Source organism: bacterium (assembly GCA_041648665.1).
Lineage (GTDB): Bacteria > UBA10199 > UBA10199 > 2-02-FULL-44-16 > JAAZCA01 > JAFGMW01.
Window position 1 is genome coordinate 71,676 of the sequence record JBAZOP010000001.1, and the last position, 17,241, is coordinate 88,916.

The following is a 17,241-nucleotide window of genomic DNA, read 5'->3' on the forward strand; positions in this document are numbered from 1 at the left end:
CAAGGTCTGAACGTTCATTGGATGAGCGTTTTAGGTTTTATGACGCGAAAGGTCAATAAAAAATCTTGGGATTTGGGCAGTTTTTCCTACAAAGAGGACATCTCTAACTAACTGATTTATCTATCATTATACAGAACGAAAGAATTGCAATCCGGTTATACGCCGCACAGCATAACCAATAGGAAAAGGCTTCGTATTGGTCAGATCTGGTCGACGACCAGGCGGGCGAAGGCAAAGGCACAGGTAAAAGCCGGTGAGACGGCGTTTAAGATATGGACCGAGTTCTCGCCGCGGCGGATGACAAAATCCATCTCAAGGCGGCGCTCCTTCTTGTTGAGCAGCTGGGCGCGGATGCCGGGCCTGAGCGATTCGCCGAACATCTCAGGCCTTGCCTTGGGCAGGAGCCTTCGGGCCATCTTTATGAAGCCGGGCTTGTAGTACTTTTTCATCTCCCTGAACGCCAGGTCGCGGAAGTGAAAATCGTTGCCTGCGAAGAGCAAGGCCTCCCAGAGGGAGATATCCGCCGCCTCGCCCAGCTTAAAGCCGTGCAGCGCGTCGTAGCATTCGCGCCAGAAGACCGGCGTAGCGGTGGGCCCCACCTTGGCCGTGCCGCCCACGCAGCGAGTGAATGCCACGCCCAGGAACGGGTTCGCGAGGTTTGGAACCGGATAGACGTGGCGCCTGAAGAGCTGCGTATCATTATATTTGTAGTAATAGCCCTTGAACGGAAGCAGCGTGTACTCCGTGCCGACCCCGTACTGGTGCGCGACCTTGTCCGCATACAGGCCGGCGGCGTTTATCAGCATGCGGTATCCGAAACGACCGACGGAGGAGAGGAGCTCGCGCTCGCCCGCCCTCTTCAAGAACTTGGCATTGCAGAGGAGGTCCACATCCGCGGTCTTGAGATCCCGGGCAAGCGCGGCGCAGACCGCCTCAGGGTCCACGACCGAGGTCGTGGGAGACCAGAGCGCCTTGACGCAGGTCGAGGCAGCCGGCTCGAGTTCGGCGAGATCCTTCTCATCGACCTCTTTCACATCGACCCCGTTCACGCGGCCGCGTCGCGCGAGCTCGCCTATGCCCGCGATCTCCGTCTCGTCCGCGGCAAGGACGACCTTGCCGCAGCGTTCGATCGGCAGGCCCTTGTTCAAGCAGTATGAGGTGAGCTCGCGATTCCCCTCTGCGCAGAGCTTGGCCTTGAGGGAATCGGCACTGTAGTAGAAACCGGCGTGGATGATGCCGCTGTTGCGGCCGCTGGCGTGCCTGCCCGGGGCCGGCTCCTTCTCCAGCACGCATATCGCAGCGCCGGGGAAACGGTGTTTCAACTCGCGCGCGACGGACATGCCGACGATGCCGGCGCCGACTATGATGTAATCGTAGGAGCGCATATCGGAGACATGGAGATAACAGGATTTGGAGAAGATGTCACGAAAGAGAGATGTTTATGAATCGAGCTCTTCGATGTCTTTGACCCGGACAACGCCGGCCGAGTCGCCCATGACTTCCTTGAAGGTCCGCACCACAGCATCGGTCCCCCTGTTTTTAGCGAGCATGGACGGTATTGTGCTCATGACGGAGGTCTCTCTGGTGGGATAGGTCTCGCTCTGTCCGTCGATGTTGATCAGGCGGTCCGCGCCATCGCCCCGATAGAGGAGCATGCCGGCGCCGACGAGTTTCTCGCCGGGTATGAACAGGTGCGGATGCAGGATCTCCAAGGTGGCGACGCGTATCTCCCTGCCTGCGCCATCCGGCAACTCGACGACGATGTACCTGAGCTTCTGTCTTGCCAGCGGAGATAGAGAATCTACGCCGCTCACCACGACCGCCTGTCCGCGACGATCTCCGGCCTGCTCCCAGATTTTGGCGAGGCGCATCTCGCCATTCACAAGACCGGGCGACTCGGCGCGAAAGGGAATCTCCTCCTTTATCGACTCGAGCCTCGTGCGGCCCATCCGTATCTGCTCGACCATATTTTTCAGCTTATCGGACTTCAAGGCGCGCCGGCGATTGGCCTCGCTACGAAGCCTCTTCGTTCTGGCGCCCAGGGCAAATGCCGAGGCCTCAACCACTGCGACAAAGACAGAGGCGGCCGCCAGCGAGTAATTCCAATCCTTCAGATAGACAAAAGAGGAAAACAGAAAGCCGAAATCCAAGGCCGCCCTCTTCATTACGGAAGCGCCTGTGAAATACGTGTTGATAGAGCGTTGAACAGCCGGCAAGGCGCTCTTCTCTTCGACCAAGCGCTTTTCAAGAGCCGCCAGAAACGCGACTGCCGCGTTGTAGCTGAGAAGGCCGAAAGAGGTGGCCTCGACGATAGTCGAGGCTTTGAGCTCCTCGCGTTCGAAGCCGCCGACGATGTCGCCCCTCGATATCTCTCTCAGCTCCTCGCTGAACCGAGGGCGAGTAGCATGTATGAGGAAAGGCACCGAGACACTGCGATACTGATCGACCCAGTCCGGATCGTTGCGATTGGGTTCGGGCAGATAGAAATCATGGTGCAGCGCGAACCTCTGACCGGTGGAGATCGCTTCGAGGATCTCCGTCGGCTCCTTCGCAGCCGCGATGCCCATGGCGAGTTGCATCCTGCAGCCCAAGGAAATCGGGGCGGCCATCGGAAGGACCGGCTTGAGGATATCTATCGCCACTGACATTGTTTCCTTTATCAGAAGACCGTACGGACACGCTCTAATGCGCGCTATTCATAGCTTTGCGGGGATTACTACAACAGCACCGCCATTTACAACAGATTTTATAGATATCAGCGAGCAAGACGCTTATCGAAAGGATTTCGCAAGGTTAGAAATTGCCCGAAAACAGCACATGCGCATATTTATGCATTTGAGCATATACAGAGAAATCCCATCGGCTCAAGCAAACACCGGGTCATACAGATCCTCGTCTCTCAGCTCAATGACGCCGGCGAACTCCGCCGCGTCCGATCCGAGCGCTGCCCTCTGCTCTTCCGCGCGACCCTTGGCCTCTTCCAGTTCAGCTACGCGCGCGGCGATTTTGCGGGCCGAGCGGCGCGCGAGGAAACGACCCAATGCAAAAGATGAGCCCTCGAGTTTGACCGCCGTTGCACCCGCCATCAAAGCGGCGAGCGCAAGTTCACCGGTGAATACAAAGGCCGCACCGAAAACAAGAGTGTCCGCAGCTATCTTGCCTGCGACCCAGCGACGCGAGCGCCAGGGATTGACGGCGAATTGCGAAGAGGAAAACTCGAGCCGGCGCGCCGCATTCTTCTCCACGCGCGAGAAGAGCATCTCCGCAACCCTCCTCTCGAGCAGGCCGGCTGCGACCGCGGCCGGGACGTCGGCGTGGATCAGCTCCTCGCTGCGGTACAAGCGCAGGACCTGCACGTTCGAAGAAATCTGCGTGACTTTATCGTCGAAAATAGACTTCATGCGCGCCGCGAAAAAAGGGACCTCGCGCTCCCTGAAACCCTTCAGCGAGCTGAACGCGTTATTGGCCCACGGCATGCTAAAGCCGTAGTGGTCGGCAAACTGAGCTGCGCCGGCGCGGGCAGCCGGCAGTTCGCCCAGCGTGGAGACGCCCACGACGTCGAGCGCAGCCATGAGCTCGGAGCCGAGCGTGGCACTGAAAAAAGGAACAGATGTCTGCGATACCAGAGCAGTCATATAAATCGGATCATCCCTTTTCGAAGTAGTCGCCCGTCTCCGTATCGACGACGATGACGTCTCCCGGCTTGATGAAAAGGGGCACCTTGAAGACCGCCCCATTCTCGACCGTGGCGTCCTTCGTGGCGCCGGTGATCCCCTTGGAAGCCGGGTCGCACGCGACGACGGAAAAGCTCATGCGCTGAGGAAGGCTCACGCTGATGTGTTTGCCTTCGCAGGAGAGCAGGATCACGGTCGCCTCGGGTTTGAGATACCGGAGCACATCCTCGAGAAACGATTCGGAGAGCTCGAACTGTTCGTAATTCTTGGGATCCATGAAATGATAGATGGAGCCGTCGTTGTAGAGAAAGGTGATTTCCCTCGATTCCGCATCGACCTGTTCGACCGATTCCACGGAACGGAATCTCATGTTCGTCTTGATCCCGGTCCTGATATTCCGGACATCCGTCTGGATCTGGGCGTTTCCCTTGCCCGGCGTGAGGTGCACGACCTTGAGGACCCGGAAAAGGCCTCCGTCAATCTTCAGGATATTTCCAACGCGGATCTGCGTGGCAGAAATCATAATCACCATCCTTCATCATGAGGGGGACAAGCGATTAGTCCATTTGGCCGATGTTCTCAACACTTTTTTATGACCGAATTCATGCTGCTATTGTCTCATCAACTCACTCTCCAGTTAAAGGGAGGACAAAGGAAAGTCCTCCAGTAATACCGCGGACAATAGGAAGCCACTTGATATTGAAGATAATTTCAGCAGTAGGAAGTGGCTTCCTACTGACATGAAATCAAACAATAGGAAGTGGCTTCCTATTGTAGATCCTCGATTCAGCATGCAAATGAGAGTAAATATCCTTGGTGACTCTTTGAACTATATTACGATAGCGCTTCGACGATGTTCTTGCATAGCTCTCAAATAGTATACGTTCGTCCTTTGGAGCTATGATTTCATCTCCGACCATGGATTTATATATCAATCGCCTCCCAAAATCGTCATTGCCTAGCAATCCATATGAAGGATGAGGCGTCAGAAAATCGCAAGGTATTCCGTTTGCATAATAATGATACCCGCTCCATCTCCATTCGTCAGGTGTCTTGACAAGCCCTGCTGCAACCGGATTTCTGTCGAGATATCGCATGCATGCGAGTGCATAGCAGTCGTTATCAATTATCTTGTTGCGATAATGGTGGCGCCAGAAGTGACCAGTACGCCCATGCCTGCGGTTGTAGTCGTGAGAATAGCATAGGCAAATATCATGCATCAGCTGATCCACTGTGCCATGCCCTTCGGTCATAAGCATCATGTGCAGATGAGACGGCATGATCACATATTGAAACAAACAACACTTATGAACGCCGATATAATAAACTATGTATTTCAACAGGCTACAACACTCTTCATCACCGATAATCAATCTGCTGCCACCATTGCATCTGGCAATGACGTGATAGTGGATTCCATGCTCTCGAATTCGCATAATCGGCCTCCAACCTGAATATAAGCAAATATGGGGCCAAGAAATTTACTATATTTTTCAATATCAGATTTTTAGGGGGTGCTGCGTTTCGCTGCAGAAGTGACCAGAAATAATGCAGTAGGAAGTGGCTTCCTACTGATGAGTCCAGTTACAGTAGAAAGCCACTTGGTATTGAAGGGCATGAACCAGTAAGAAATGGCATTTATTGTACGAAATGCAGGAATCTAGCTAAGAATTCAATTTAGCCTCTATGACAGCAAAATACTTGCCAAGAAGATGATTGAATGCCGTCATCTGATGGGTCTTTACTGTAAATCCTGCATTTGCAATCAAGGCAACGGCTTCCGTCAGTGACAAAGGATGGTCGTATTTCATTATATGAACAGCGTTTTCAGCCAGTCCTTTTTCGTCGACGTTATATTGCCGTAGGTACGCCTTTTGTTCGTCAATGAATATTTTTCTCCAATCGGAGTCCGATAGTTTATTCGTCAAAACCGTACTGCATATCTCAGGTTTGTACAAATCATGATTAAGAAAAAGGCCACTGGCAGCAAAATGTGGAATCATTCGAATAAAGAGATCTTTTATCTGGGAGCTTGAGCCATGGTGAAGATTCATGCCTACAAATATAAGATCAAACTTCCTATCAAGATTCAGTGCCGAAATGTTCCAGATATCACCCTCTAGAACCTCAAAGCGAATAACATTTTTAAGGCATTCAAGTGTTTGACTGGCTTTTGCAACCTGATCGGGATTGATATCGATACCGCAGTACTCGAATTTATAATCATCATTTCCATTGATTATTTGAAGCACTGTATAAGGCGTTCCACCACATGCCAGATCAAGTATACGAACGGGCTCTGAGTTATGCTGCGTTCTCAGCCACTTACTGACTATATTGGTCCCGATCTTTGCTGCCTCAGTATGCAGAAGTGCATTGCTGGTCAAGACGACCTGATAAAAACCACCATTTGAGAACACCTTCTCGTTTTTCATATTCGGCTACTAGCCCTTCTTGATTACCGAGTCTGCCCCGGCGGCGAGGGCGGCGGCGCGGATGGCCTGGTCTTCGGCAAAACCGGTGCAGAGGTGGATCTCGGCGAGGCCCTTCTTCTTGAGATATGAGATTACGTCGATACCGGTCTTCTGCGAGCCCTCGTAGTTATAGTCCACGATGGCGACATCCGCGGCGGCGATATCCAACCCATCGCCGCGCTCGACCTTCTCATATGAATCCGCCTCGCCCACTACCTTGCCGCCGCTCTCTTCCACTATCTTGCGCCAGCGCAGACGGATATCGGCATCGTCGTCGATGATGACGAACTTCTTGCCCTCGCATTTTATCTCAGGATCATTCCTATAGGTCCTTGCCTCTGCGGCAGATACGACACAATTCGGAATGCGGATTGTGAATGTCGTTCCTTTCCCCACCTCGCTTTGCACTTCTATGGTGCCGCCATGCGCCTCGACAACTTGCTTGCAATAGGCGAGTCCAAGACCTGTGCCGTGTTTTTTGCCAAATGTGAATAATTTTTCAAATATTAATGGCAGCTGCTCTTCCGCAATACCTTTTCCATTATCAGTAACGATAATAATAATATCAACATCCCTCTCCACCCTCGCCGAGAGAGTAACTATTCCCTGAATAGACAACACAGCATCTACCGCGTTATTAACCAAATTAATTATCGTACGCTCAATCTTTTGAAGGTCGACTTTGACACATAGATTCTCATCTACATCTATGACAAAACGTACCTTTTCATTGACTGCATTCTCACGCATCACAAGAGCTGCCGAGCTCCTAATGATTTCATCCAGACGCCCTTTTACAAGATTGACCCTAGTAGCTTTTGCGTAATCCACCAATTCATCAGCCATAGTTTGTAACTTATTAACACTCCTTTGAACAGCACCTAAGTATTCATCGGTATTTGACCGTCCCTTTGAAATTGTACTTATGTAAGCACTTATGACAGATAACGGCGTACGCATATCATGCGATAGATGAAGTACTATTTCTCCCATTGCTGCTAAGTGCTTCTTTTTACGTTGCAGCACTATCTCGCTACGCATTACATCAACAGCAGAAGACAGTTGTTGAATCTCATCCTCAACATCAATTGCATGTATAATACGATCTTCGTCGCCCGCTTTTCTTATCGATTCTGCCATCGACTCAATTGGTCTAGATACATATCTGGCAAAAAGATAAGATATTATATACGATAGAGCCATCGACAAGATAACAATAACTATCAATTGATAATATACACTTAATCCAATATCCATGTAGATATTATGATCTGAGAAAACCCTGATATCACTACCCCCCATAACCGACGAGCCAATACTCACCATTTTTGCAGTTGATTTGGCCTCTCCATTATCAATAATGCCCCCATATTGATCATTAACAATTCCATACGAATAGGCGGCCTCTTCATTCGCATCAGCAGCGAAAAGTATTCTCATTAAGTTTTTGTTAATAGTAGGTTTAAAGACCCCATAAATAATGGTGCTCTTCAATCCATCAACAATTAAGTTGGACTGAGAAAAAATACACCTGTACATTATCTCAAACTGGTCATTGCCTAAGACACTGCATGTTTCCAAATGACCTACAGGTCGATCATCTCTTCTAAATTGTTCTGGGATCTCACTTACAACAGATTCCATCCCATTATCAAAAGCATAATTCAACTTGCCGTTGTTATCATATACATATATTCGAGTATATTCATCAGCCCTTCCATAATAGAAATCTCTGATGATATCGTTATCGATTCGAATGTCTTTTTTAGTGTACGCATCCACAGCCTTCCTTACATCTCTTTCATTGGTGAGGATGCTTGCAGCCAAAACCCTCATATCCTTCAGCCATCCGTCTTCCATCGCATATAATACCCTCTCTATAATTCTTGCACGTGCAGTTAAGGTATCATTCAATCTATCATTAAGCTTCACACGAAGCAGATACACTTCCGCTGAGCACCACAACAACGCAACCGCTGCCGATGATGCTAAAAGTATTCTAAAGAACTTTTTTCTAAACGTCATATATTAGATTCAATGTTACGGCTCATACATTAATACAAAATGCGCTTTCATTGGTTCAATCTGATTGCATATGATCCGCTTCCTCTTGCCCATCGTATCGATATCGTTGAAAGTTTTCCCATCACATTTACAATCCGCTTGAACACATTTCATCAACGGATCTCCTTTTGCCAATTTGTCACCAGCAAAGGTCGCTGCGCACAACATTGTTCCACTTCCATGTACCTGAGTGATTAAGGCGCCGCTTGAATCAACAATGAGAGAACACGCTTTGGAATTACCGTCATATTCAGACACTATATTTGTGAAGAATGTCCCTATTGGCATATCAATACTCATATTACCAATAAATCTGTCCTCTTGGTATATAGGTGCTACACAGGTTACAACATATCCTAAGCCATCATGATCAAAATACACATTTGTACACTTACTTTCTCTGCCGGGATTATTCGATGGCATAACCAATGTCCATTGTGGCACCGTTGTATAGTCAACGTAGGGGCCCATATATGCAACTTCATCTAACCATGGATACGTTCTTGTCACTTTCGTTTCTGCTTCCGTAATATATTGCCATCCCATTTTAGGATACCTAGATTCCACTGCCATCCATGTCTCCTCAAGATGCTCCGTAGCGCATATTACATCCCAAGTTTTACTTGTGACCCTGACATTAGCTGGCAGATATATGTTGGTTTTGGCTACGTGTGAGTGATCCGCTAATACCTTGAGTTCATTAAAGCTGTAAATACTCCTGGGGTACTTGCACCTGTCGGGAGGGCGCGATAAGATCTCTGCAGCAACCATTGCACTTCTTTCATTGTCGGCAATTACCTTTCCAATGTGCCCTTTAATCTGCTTAAACTCCCTATCAAACAATATAATATAGTCCTTATCTTTTACAGCAGTACAACTCCATGTGCACATAATAGCTACGAGCACTGATGTTACTCTAGTCAGCTTCACAAGCTTCTCTCCATCTCATACAGAGAGACTAAATGATGAAAACCATGAAATTCTAATAGTGTAGGAAGTTTTGAACAAGATTGAGGGATATTAATGATCTCGTATTTACCATTTGTTTTTATATGATTCATAAAATGTGCTAGGATCATTTTGACAGCTTCCAACATGTCACCTTGTTTCATCTGCAATACTCCAATTTGTGCATATCTTTCCAAGATAGGCTGAAATATACCATATGCCACATACTCATAATTGTTACGCACTATTACAGACATGGTCGATCTTTCCACTGCACTAAGAGCTTCCCATGAATTCTGCCAGCTCGGCTTATAGTCCAACAAGTGAGCTGTACGTCTCCTAACCTCATTCAACCCTACGACATCCAGCTTAAAGCGACTATCCTTAACTATTGTGTAACTTGGTCGCTCTATTCGGTAAGCATCCATCGTTCTCATTATTTGGAATCCTTGTTTTGTATACATCTTTAAAGCATCATCATTATCAGTTAATACCTCCACTATGTAACGGGAAACATTATTACGCCTTAACTCGTTATCAAGACTTTCGAAAAGTCTGCGTGAAATCCCCTGTCTGCGCCACTTCGACTTAATTGCCGTACCAGCATCATATGCGACTTTTTCACCGCCTATTTTGCGTTCGCCGGACAACCAAAAACCAACCATCTCATCACCATTAAATGCCCCTACAGACAACGACGGCTCATAACTATCTTGCGCCAGTCGCACATCCATCTGTTGTAGTGTCGACTCTACAGAAACCTGATAATCTGAGAATGCAGAACACCAACAATTATGGAGCATTGCAAAGTCAGAATTGTGAAGTGCCCTAATCTGGATAGCGGAGTTGAGATTATTCACCATATTTAGCCTCCTCTGAAAAGAATGCGCCATCAGTTGTGACTAATATTCTTCTTACTCCATCACCCCCAGCTCCTTGAGTTTGGCGTAGAGGGTGGTGCGGCCCATGTCGAGGGCGCGGGCGGTCTTCGACTTGTCGCCCTGGTTGCGCTCCAGCGTGAACTGTATGTATCGGCGCTCCGCCTCCTGCATATACTGTTTGTAGGATGTTCCGGCCAGCGAAACGGGCGCAGTCGCGACGGCATGCGCCGTCTGAGGAGTCGCGGACGACGAGAGCAGCCACGGTGGGAACGCGGACTCGTCGATCACCTCGCCCTGCGTGTAGATAGTGAGCGTCTGGATCACGTTCGCCAGCTCGCGCACGTTGCCGGGCCAGGCGTGCTCCATGAGTCTTGCCATGGCGATCTCCGAGATAGTTTTCTTCACCCCGCCATTCGCGAACTTTTTCAGGAAGTGGTCGGCGAGCAAGGGAATGTCCTCGATCCTCTCGCGCAGCGGGGGTATCGAGATCTCCATCACGCGCAGCCTGTGATAAAGATCCGATCGGAAAGCGCCCTTTTCCAAAAGTTCAGTCAGCGACTGGTTGCTTGCGGAGATCACGCGAAAGTCCGCCTTGATCGGCGTGTTGCTGCCGAGCCTGCAGAACTCCTTCTCCTGCAGCACGCGCAGGAGCTTCACCTGCAGATCGAGTTTCATCGTGCTGATCTCGTCGAGAAAGATGTCGCCGCCGTCCGCGACCTCGAACTTGCCGATGCGGCGGCGGTTTGCACCGGTGAACGCGCCGGCCTCATGTCCAAAGAGCTCGGATTCGAGCAGGTGCTCGGGGATCGCGGCGCAATTGACGGCGACGAACGGCCTCTTCCCGCCGTTGCTGCCCTTGTTGATATAGCGCGCCAGCACCTCCTTGCCGGTGCCGGTTCGGCCCACGATCAAAACGTTCGCCGTGTAATCGCGCACGCGATCGGCCTCTTCGATCACCTTTCGCATCTTCCCGCTGCGATAGACGAGCTCCACATCCTGCGACGAGACGCAGCCCTGAGCGCGCCATAGCGCTTCACGCCGCTCCTGAAGGTCGCGCACGACGATCGCCTTCTCAACCAACTCAAAGAGTTCGCATGCGTCGAGCGGTTTTGTGAGGTAGTCGATCGCGCCGGCGCGAATGGCGCGCACCACGGTCTTGGTATCGCGCAAACCGGAGAGCATGGCCACGCCGACAGAGGGATGCACGCGGTGTATCTTCTTTATCCCCGCAAGCCCGTTCTCCTCGCCCAGCCCCACATCGAGCAGGACCAGGTCAACATCCTGCGACTCGAGCACGGTCAGTCCCTCGGCGATCGATTGCGCCGTGAGGATCGCGAAGTCGTTGCAAAGCATCATCTTCATGCTGATCAGAAAGTCGGAGTCATCATCGATGAAGAGCAGCCTGTGTTTGTTAGCCATGCGTCACCTCTTTGGAAGATAAAACGAACATAGCAATGCGCATGCCAAGATGGCGTTCGATAAAACGATCGATTTTTCGGTAAGTTGTATTTATGAAGCTGATCAGTATGCAGGTTTCTGCACGAGATCTGTTCGATAGCTCGAACAGCGTTTTAAATCCCGAACAGATTGTCCGCCCTCCCCCATGGCGTCCGTCCTGGAAGGCGTTCACAACGCTGGACTAGTACAATATTTATATTCTTTTCAACTACAAAAATAGGTCTACCTACTAAACCCTTCAAACACACTTGATTATTTTTATACTTAAAACCACAGACAACCCATTGTTATCATTAATAATACCGAACCTGCTTTATAGTGTTTAAGCCCGACACTATAAAGCAGGTTCATGGTGATTATTCAGAGATGCTATTGGCTCATGAACTTCACGTTTTCCTTCAGCTGGTGATCGAGTTTCGCGATCTGCTCAAGATTCACGACCTCGAAGCTGTGCTCTTCCACCTTGAGCAGGTCATCGTAGGGGCCCTTGCTTGATACGATTTTTACAAACATGGGGGCCGTCTCGATGGCTATGAACAGGAAGAGGATGAACCATGTGGCGACGTCGATGGTGCGGCTCTTCGCAGCGATGTTGTTCAAGGCGTAGAGCCTGGCCGCGAGGCCGTCGTATTTGTCCCGGCCGAGATTCGTGAGGTCGGACATGAGCGCATCATTGAACAGACGGACCTCTCCCATCTTCGCATCGATGATGGGCTGATTCATCATCATGACGTCATCCAGCTCCCTCTGCGCCATGTCGGCGAACACCCTCTTGATCTTGTATATGGGGCCGAGGTTCGCCTTCATGGAGCCGCCGGTCCCGTCCGCCTCCTGCAGGGAGGCTATGAGCTGCTCGTCGCGCAACTTTTCCTTGGCAGCGATCTCGGCCTTGAGCCCGTTGATCTCGCCGCGAAGCGCATCGATCTGCGGCAGATACCTGGCCTTGACCAGATCCTCCTGCTCCTTGAAAATGGATTGCTCCATCAAGATCAATTCGGCGTTGATCTCCCGCTCGAAAATTTTGAGCTCCAGGGGTTTTGAGATGACCACGGCGAGCAGGAGGGCAAGGACCAGACGCGGGCTGGCGACGCGCAGCTCCATCCAGAAGCGCCCCTCTTTCTTCATGCTGGAGACGATAAAACGGTCCAGGTTGAAGATCATGGTGCCCCATACCAACCCAAACAGTGCGGCTATGACGATGGAGTGAAACACCGTGTAGAGAGCGTAGGAGCCGGCAAGAAAAGCGAAAAATCCCGTATAAAATACGGTCGCGCCTATACCCACATATTTATTGTTCTCGACAGGACACCTATCGAGAATTTTTAAATCGGCGCCGGAACAGATCAGGAAGAATTTCGTTATGCTCATAATATAGAAGCCTTCTCAAGGAGAAGGGCTGTATATAGTCGTTCGAACTCTCGGACAAGGGTTTTTATTGTGCCGTCTTAGGCATCTCGAAAGATTTTTCCAGTCGCTCTATGGCGGCATCAACGCCTTCGTCGCGAAGCCCCATCCGCTCTGCCTTGAGATAGGCGGCAAGCGCTCCCCTTTTGTCGTTGCCCGCCTCCAACGTCTCGCCGAGCAACTCAAAAGGCCGTCCGAGGCCCGTTCCATACAGGTTCTCTTTCACGAGATCGGGGGGAAGCGCTTCTATCGCGTCGCATATCGCGCGAAGCCCTTCCGGAGAGCGGTCTTCGGCAGCATAGCCCGCGAGCTCAATCATCGAACCGTTGAACTGTACGATGTCCTCCTCCAAGAGCCACCTGTCTTGGGTTTTCCACGCCGCATGCATGGCGAAGACCTCGAACGGCGAGTATGCCCCGAAGGACGCGCACAGTTCGTGCAGCTTTTCCCACGCGCCGATGCGCTCAGCGACGTCCGCGATGCGCCAGTAGATCTCCGGAGGTAACATGGACTTATGCGGCGCGGCGGCGAAGCGATCCGCAAAGGAGGAGAACGCCTCCCTCGCCTCGTCCTGCGCGCCGACCCTGCGCGCCAGGACGTTCAGGTGGACAAGCTCCGCGCCGACGACGAGGGATTTATTTTCCACAAAAAGCAGCGCCGCCGCATCGGCCGCATCCCACATCCCTAGTTCGCTCACCGTCTCGGCCAACCTGTCGTAGTCCCCTATCCCTTTCCATTCGGACACGAGGTCGAGCAGGGTATGTCTGGTGAAATACTGGGCAGCCTCCCCTGTCCTCCCCAGGGCAGCGAGTTCCCTCGCACAGTTCAAAAGCCGCTGCGTGTCCATCGGAGCGTCTAGAAGGAGAGGTCTGAGATGCGCCAGCGCCTTTGCGTGGTCTCCCGCCTGTCTGCTGAGCGCATAGATCCTCTGGTGGATGTTGGGGTCCATGGGCGCAAGCTGCGACGCCCGATCGAAGAGTTCCAGCGCGCCCTTTGCGTCCCCCCCCTTCTCGGCAACGTCGGCCATGGCGGGGAGGACCATGGCGGGATTGATGCCGAGCTTCATGCCCACCTCGAGGTGTTTCCGCGCGGCAATCCAGTCCTTCCTTTCGATCGCCAGCTGCTCAAGCATGATATGTTTCTGAGCGGCATCATCGGGGAGGCTTGCAACGCACTTTTCAGCCTCGATGGTCTCCCCCCTCGCGCCCCTGATCTCGCATATCCTCATGCGCGCAGCCTCGAAGGAGGGATCCTCAGCCATGATGGAGGAGAAGAGGTCGAGCGCAGAATCAGTCCTTCCCCTGTCCTTCTTGTCCTTCGAGTAATAGATAGCCCTGTGGTAGAGGAGATTCCGGCCCAACTGAGTATCGCCCAGGAGAAGCCCGCCGTCCACGAAACGTTCAGCAACTTTGATCTCGCCCTCATCGTACAGGACCGAGGTGAGATTCGACAGGTCGCACTGAAACATCTCGCGAAGGCCTATCCTTTTCGCGACATCGCCGTAGCTTGCATTGTAGAGGAACATATTGGGCTCGAAGTAGAGCGCCTTTCCTCCGGCCATGATCGTCGCGACGACGTGGCCCCCGAAATAGTCCTCGGCAGTCACAGGGGGCTTCTTGCTGCTGCCGAAGAGGCGCATCCACACGGATTGAAGCTCTTTTAGGGTCATGTGGGCAAAACCCGCGTCGAGCCCTGCGCGATCGAATATCGCGTAGAGGATCTTGCTCCTCTCCGTGCATATCCCCGCGCGCAGTTTCAAAGCGCCGAGGGCGGTCGCCTCCCTCTTCGTGTCCGCGGCCTCGCGGCCGAGGCCGAGGCCGCCTTCCCTCGCCATGTGGCCGGCCAGGCCGGCCAGACCAATCGCCTCCACAACGCTCAGATACCGCGCGGCGGCAGGCCGGTTCTCCCGCATGGTGAAGCGGAGTTCATCCTTCTCCTGCATGAATGCGAAGCAGTAGAGCGCGGTCCCGAGGTATGTTTCGTAGTAGGCATCACCGGGCGCAAGCCCCATCGCCTTGAGGTCCTTCTTGGCGACGGCTATCGCCCTGTCTATGTTCCGTCTCACTTCTTTGTCGAATGATGTCGTCGGGTCACTATCGTCGAGGAGCCACGGCACCGGCCTTCCCGTGAGCTTCAGAAAGAAATCGCCGTAGCGTTCCCCGAAGGAGAGAGCAGCCTCCATCACCTCTTCGCAATCCACCCTGCCGTCAGGAGGGGCTCCGACCGCGCCGTCGATCTCATCATCGCGGACCCCGTCGGCCGCCATGCGCGCATACAGCTCCGCCACGTCGCTCCGGCCGCAGACCAACCCATTCACATGCATCTCGTCACTCCCCGCGGCCATCCGCACCCCCCTGGACGTACGGTCTCAACTCCGCCCACACCCGCTTCGCACCCTCGACATCCCCTGCCTGCAGGTGCGCCTCGTGCAGCCACATGAGCGACGGCACACGTCTATCGGCCGGCACAAGGTCCGCGGCCATCCTGCCGATCCTTATCGCCTCATCGCTCTTCCCGTCTGCGAGGAGATCCCTGGCCACTGCAAAGAGAATCGTGCCGACAGGCGTCGATATCTTCTCGGAGGCAAGCGAACGCTCGGGGAATGGAAACTCCCTCATCTGCGCGCCTACGACCTCCGCCCACTTCTGCGAACCCTCGAAGTTCTGCGACGACGAGATCTCATCAGCGATGAACGCGACCGCCGTATCCAGATATAAGGCGGCTCCGACGTCGTCGCCCGCGCGAGCAGCCAGAAGCGCGAGCAGCCAACCGGCCAGCGCCTGCTGTATATTCCCACCGTCCTTTTCGGCGTACGCTATGTCGAGTTTCTCGCGGGCCTTTTTCTCCCTCCCCATTCGGAGCTCGTACCATCCCCAGCTCGTGAGCAACTCGCCGCGCCTCATCGAATCGAGCTCGATCGCCTGCATCGCCTTCGCGAAATGGCGCTCGGTCTCCGCATCGCGCGCGCCTGCGGGGTCTCTTGAAGCGGCCTCCGCGAGAAAGCGATGCGCCATATGGCAGCGGGGGTCGACCTCAAGCAGGGACCTTGCGCTCGCGGCCGCCTCCTTCTCCCCCACAGCATCCTTCCCCCTCATCATGTAGAGGTCCAGGACCATGATGTCCATGTACTCGGGCGGAATGATCCCCTGCGCCTCTACCGCCTCGGCAATCGCCTTCATGTAGTCGCCCACGACTCCATTCGTAGTCTGTCCCATAAATGCCATGACGGCGCCGACGATCGGGTGGATGAGCTTCTTATTATTGAGGAAGAACTTGCTTACATCACCGACCTTGGCGGACTCCTGTCTGTCGCGGAGGGTCCCGACGGCGTTCACCATGATTTGAAGCGACAGCGCAGCCCCGTCGGCGGAGAGAAAGGCGGAGGGATCGCCGTCCGTCCCGCCTTTGGTGAGCCAGGCGTCGATCATGTCCTTGCCGGAACTCATGGAGACGACATACTGTCTGAGGCTCAGGGGATAGAATGGAAGCCTCTGCGCATCCGGGTTGTGGAACGCGGGGTCGAAGGTTCGCCATCCGGATTTCAGCTCAACGCCTACCCCGAATGTTATCGGCATCTGCACACCGCAGACGAACCTCTCGCTGCTCACATTCATTATCTCGACCAGCGACGGTTCGAGCCCCGCCATCTCGAAGAGGTAATAGAGTTTGGGCGATTGAAAATCAGGCACCACCCCGACTGAGTACGAGTAGTGAGACAGGGTGTTGGCGTCCGCGTTGTAGTTGTAGAGGTTGCCGATTCCTCCCCTTTCGGTGAGCAAACGCTTGAACCCGGAGAGACGAAGATTGTCGAGCCGCTTCATCTTGGAGAGGATCTTTTTCCTTTGTGCAGGGACGTATCTCTTCCAATCCTTTTCCTCCGGAAACTCCAAGAAATAATAGAGTCCCTCCGCCATGGCGGACCGGTATTCATCGCTTTCCGGAGTGAGCCCCTGCTTCGCCAGGTCCGCACGGATCGCGGCGATCACATCCCTGGCGAACGAATCGAACTCGGCGAGGTACTTGATCCTCAACTCCGGGTCGCCCTCGACGGGCGCAGGATCGTAGTCCCACGGCAGGCGCTGGCCCAGCCATGTCTTGAGCGGAGCCCTCAGAGAACGCCAGTCGCGGAGCGCGCGTTCAAGGACCTCGCGCTCCTCGACCACACAATCGCCGGCGCCCGCGAATGCGCCGCGGCCGCCGGGATTCGCATAATCGATCTGATAGTAGCCGGAGTCGAGGTCGGCCTCGGCCACGCCGGCCTTTTTCATAGCGTCGACGAGCGGGCGAAGCAACGACTCGTCATCGATCTTAAATTGGATGGATTTACACTGAGTCATC

13 protein-coding genes are annotated in these 17,241 nt (G+C 52.9%); all 13 read right to left on the reverse strand.

Translation table 11 applies throughout. From position 1 onward, the window contains the following. Window positions 1-200: 200 nt before the first annotated feature. The gene (lhgO, locus tag WC683_00355) at window positions 201-1,385 is read right to left on the reverse strand and encodes an L-2-hydroxyglutarate oxidase (GenBank protein ID MFA4971031.1); all 1,185 of its coding nucleotides are present in this window, start codon (window positions 1,383-1,385) and stop codon (window positions 201-203) included. 54 nt (window positions 1,386-1,439) lie between these two features. Next, a complete protein-coding gene (locus WC683_00360; GenBank protein MFA4971032.1) occupies window positions 1,440-2,642 on the reverse strand; it encodes a hypothetical protein in 1,203 nt (400 codons plus the stop codon). A 222-nt stretch (window positions 2,643-2,864) separates the two neighbouring features. After that, a complete protein-coding gene (locus WC683_00365; GenBank protein ID MFA4971033.1) occupies window positions 2,865-3,635 on the reverse strand; it encodes a hypothetical protein in 771 nt (256 codons plus the stop codon). A gap of 10 nt (window positions 3,636-3,645) precedes the next feature. Next, the gene (efp, locus tag WC683_00370) at window positions 3,646-4,197 is read right to left on the reverse strand and encodes an elongation factor P (GenBank protein ID MFA4971034.1); all 552 of its coding nucleotides are present in this window, start codon (window positions 4,195-4,197) and stop codon (window positions 3,646-3,648) included. A 223-nt stretch (window positions 4,198-4,420) separates the two neighbouring features. After that, window positions 4,421-5,110: a transposase gene (locus WC683_00375; protein ID MFA4971035.1), complete on the reverse strand. Its 690-nt coding sequence runs from the start codon at window positions 5,108-5,110 to the stop codon at window positions 4,421-4,423. Between the two features lie 228 nt (window positions 5,111-5,338). Next, window positions 5,339-6,109 (reverse strand): class I SAM-dependent methyltransferase, encoded by a 771-nt coding sequence (locus WC683_00380; GenBank protein ID MFA4971036.1) that lies wholly within the window; start codon window positions 6,107-6,109, stop codon window positions 5,339-5,341. A 9-nt stretch (window positions 6,110-6,118) separates the two neighbouring features. After that, window positions 6,119-8,173 carry a hybrid sensor histidine kinase/response regulator gene (locus WC683_00385; GenBank protein ID MFA4971037.1) on the reverse strand — a complete coding sequence of 685 codons (2,055 nt, stop codon included), beginning with the start codon at window positions 8,171-8,173 and terminating at the stop codon, window positions 6,119-6,121. A 15-nt stretch (window positions 8,174-8,188) separates the two neighbouring features. Then, complete coding sequence (locus tag WC683_00390; protein ID MFA4971038.1) at window positions 8,189-9,142, reverse strand: hypothetical protein; 954 nt, start codon at window positions 9,140-9,142, stop codon at window positions 8,189-8,191. Further along, the gene (locus WC683_00395; protein ID MFA4971039.1) at window positions 9,139-10,023 is read right to left on the reverse strand and encodes a GNAT family N-acetyltransferase; all 885 of its coding nucleotides are present in this window, start codon (window positions 10,021-10,023) and stop codon (window positions 9,139-9,141) included. The genes WC683_00390 and WC683_00395 overlap by 4 nt, the downstream gene beginning before the upstream one ends. Before the next feature lie 51 nt (window positions 10,024-10,074). Continuing rightward, window positions 10,075-11,460: a sigma-54 dependent transcriptional regulator gene (locus WC683_00400; protein MFA4971040.1), complete on the reverse strand. Its 1,386-nt coding sequence runs from the start codon at window positions 11,458-11,460 to the stop codon at window positions 10,075-10,077. Window positions 11,461-11,868: 408 nt separating this feature from the next. Further along, window positions 11,869-12,867, reverse strand: coding sequence for a DUF4407 domain-containing protein (locus tag WC683_00405; protein ID MFA4971041.1), 999 nt, complete (start codon window positions 12,865-12,867; stop codon window positions 11,869-11,871). Between the two features lie 64 nt (window positions 12,868-12,931). Beyond that, window positions 12,932-15,247 (reverse strand): hypothetical protein, encoded by a 2,316-nt coding sequence (locus WC683_00410; protein ID MFA4971042.1) that lies wholly within the window; start codon window positions 15,245-15,247, stop codon window positions 12,932-12,934. Beyond that, entirely contained in the window at window positions 15,231-17,240 is a 2,010-nt protein-coding gene (locus WC683_00415) for a hypothetical protein (GenBank protein ID MFA4971043.1), read from the reverse strand. Before WC683_00415 ends, WC683_00410 begins: the two co-directional genes overlap by 17 nt. Window position 17,241: the final 1 nt, after the last annotated feature.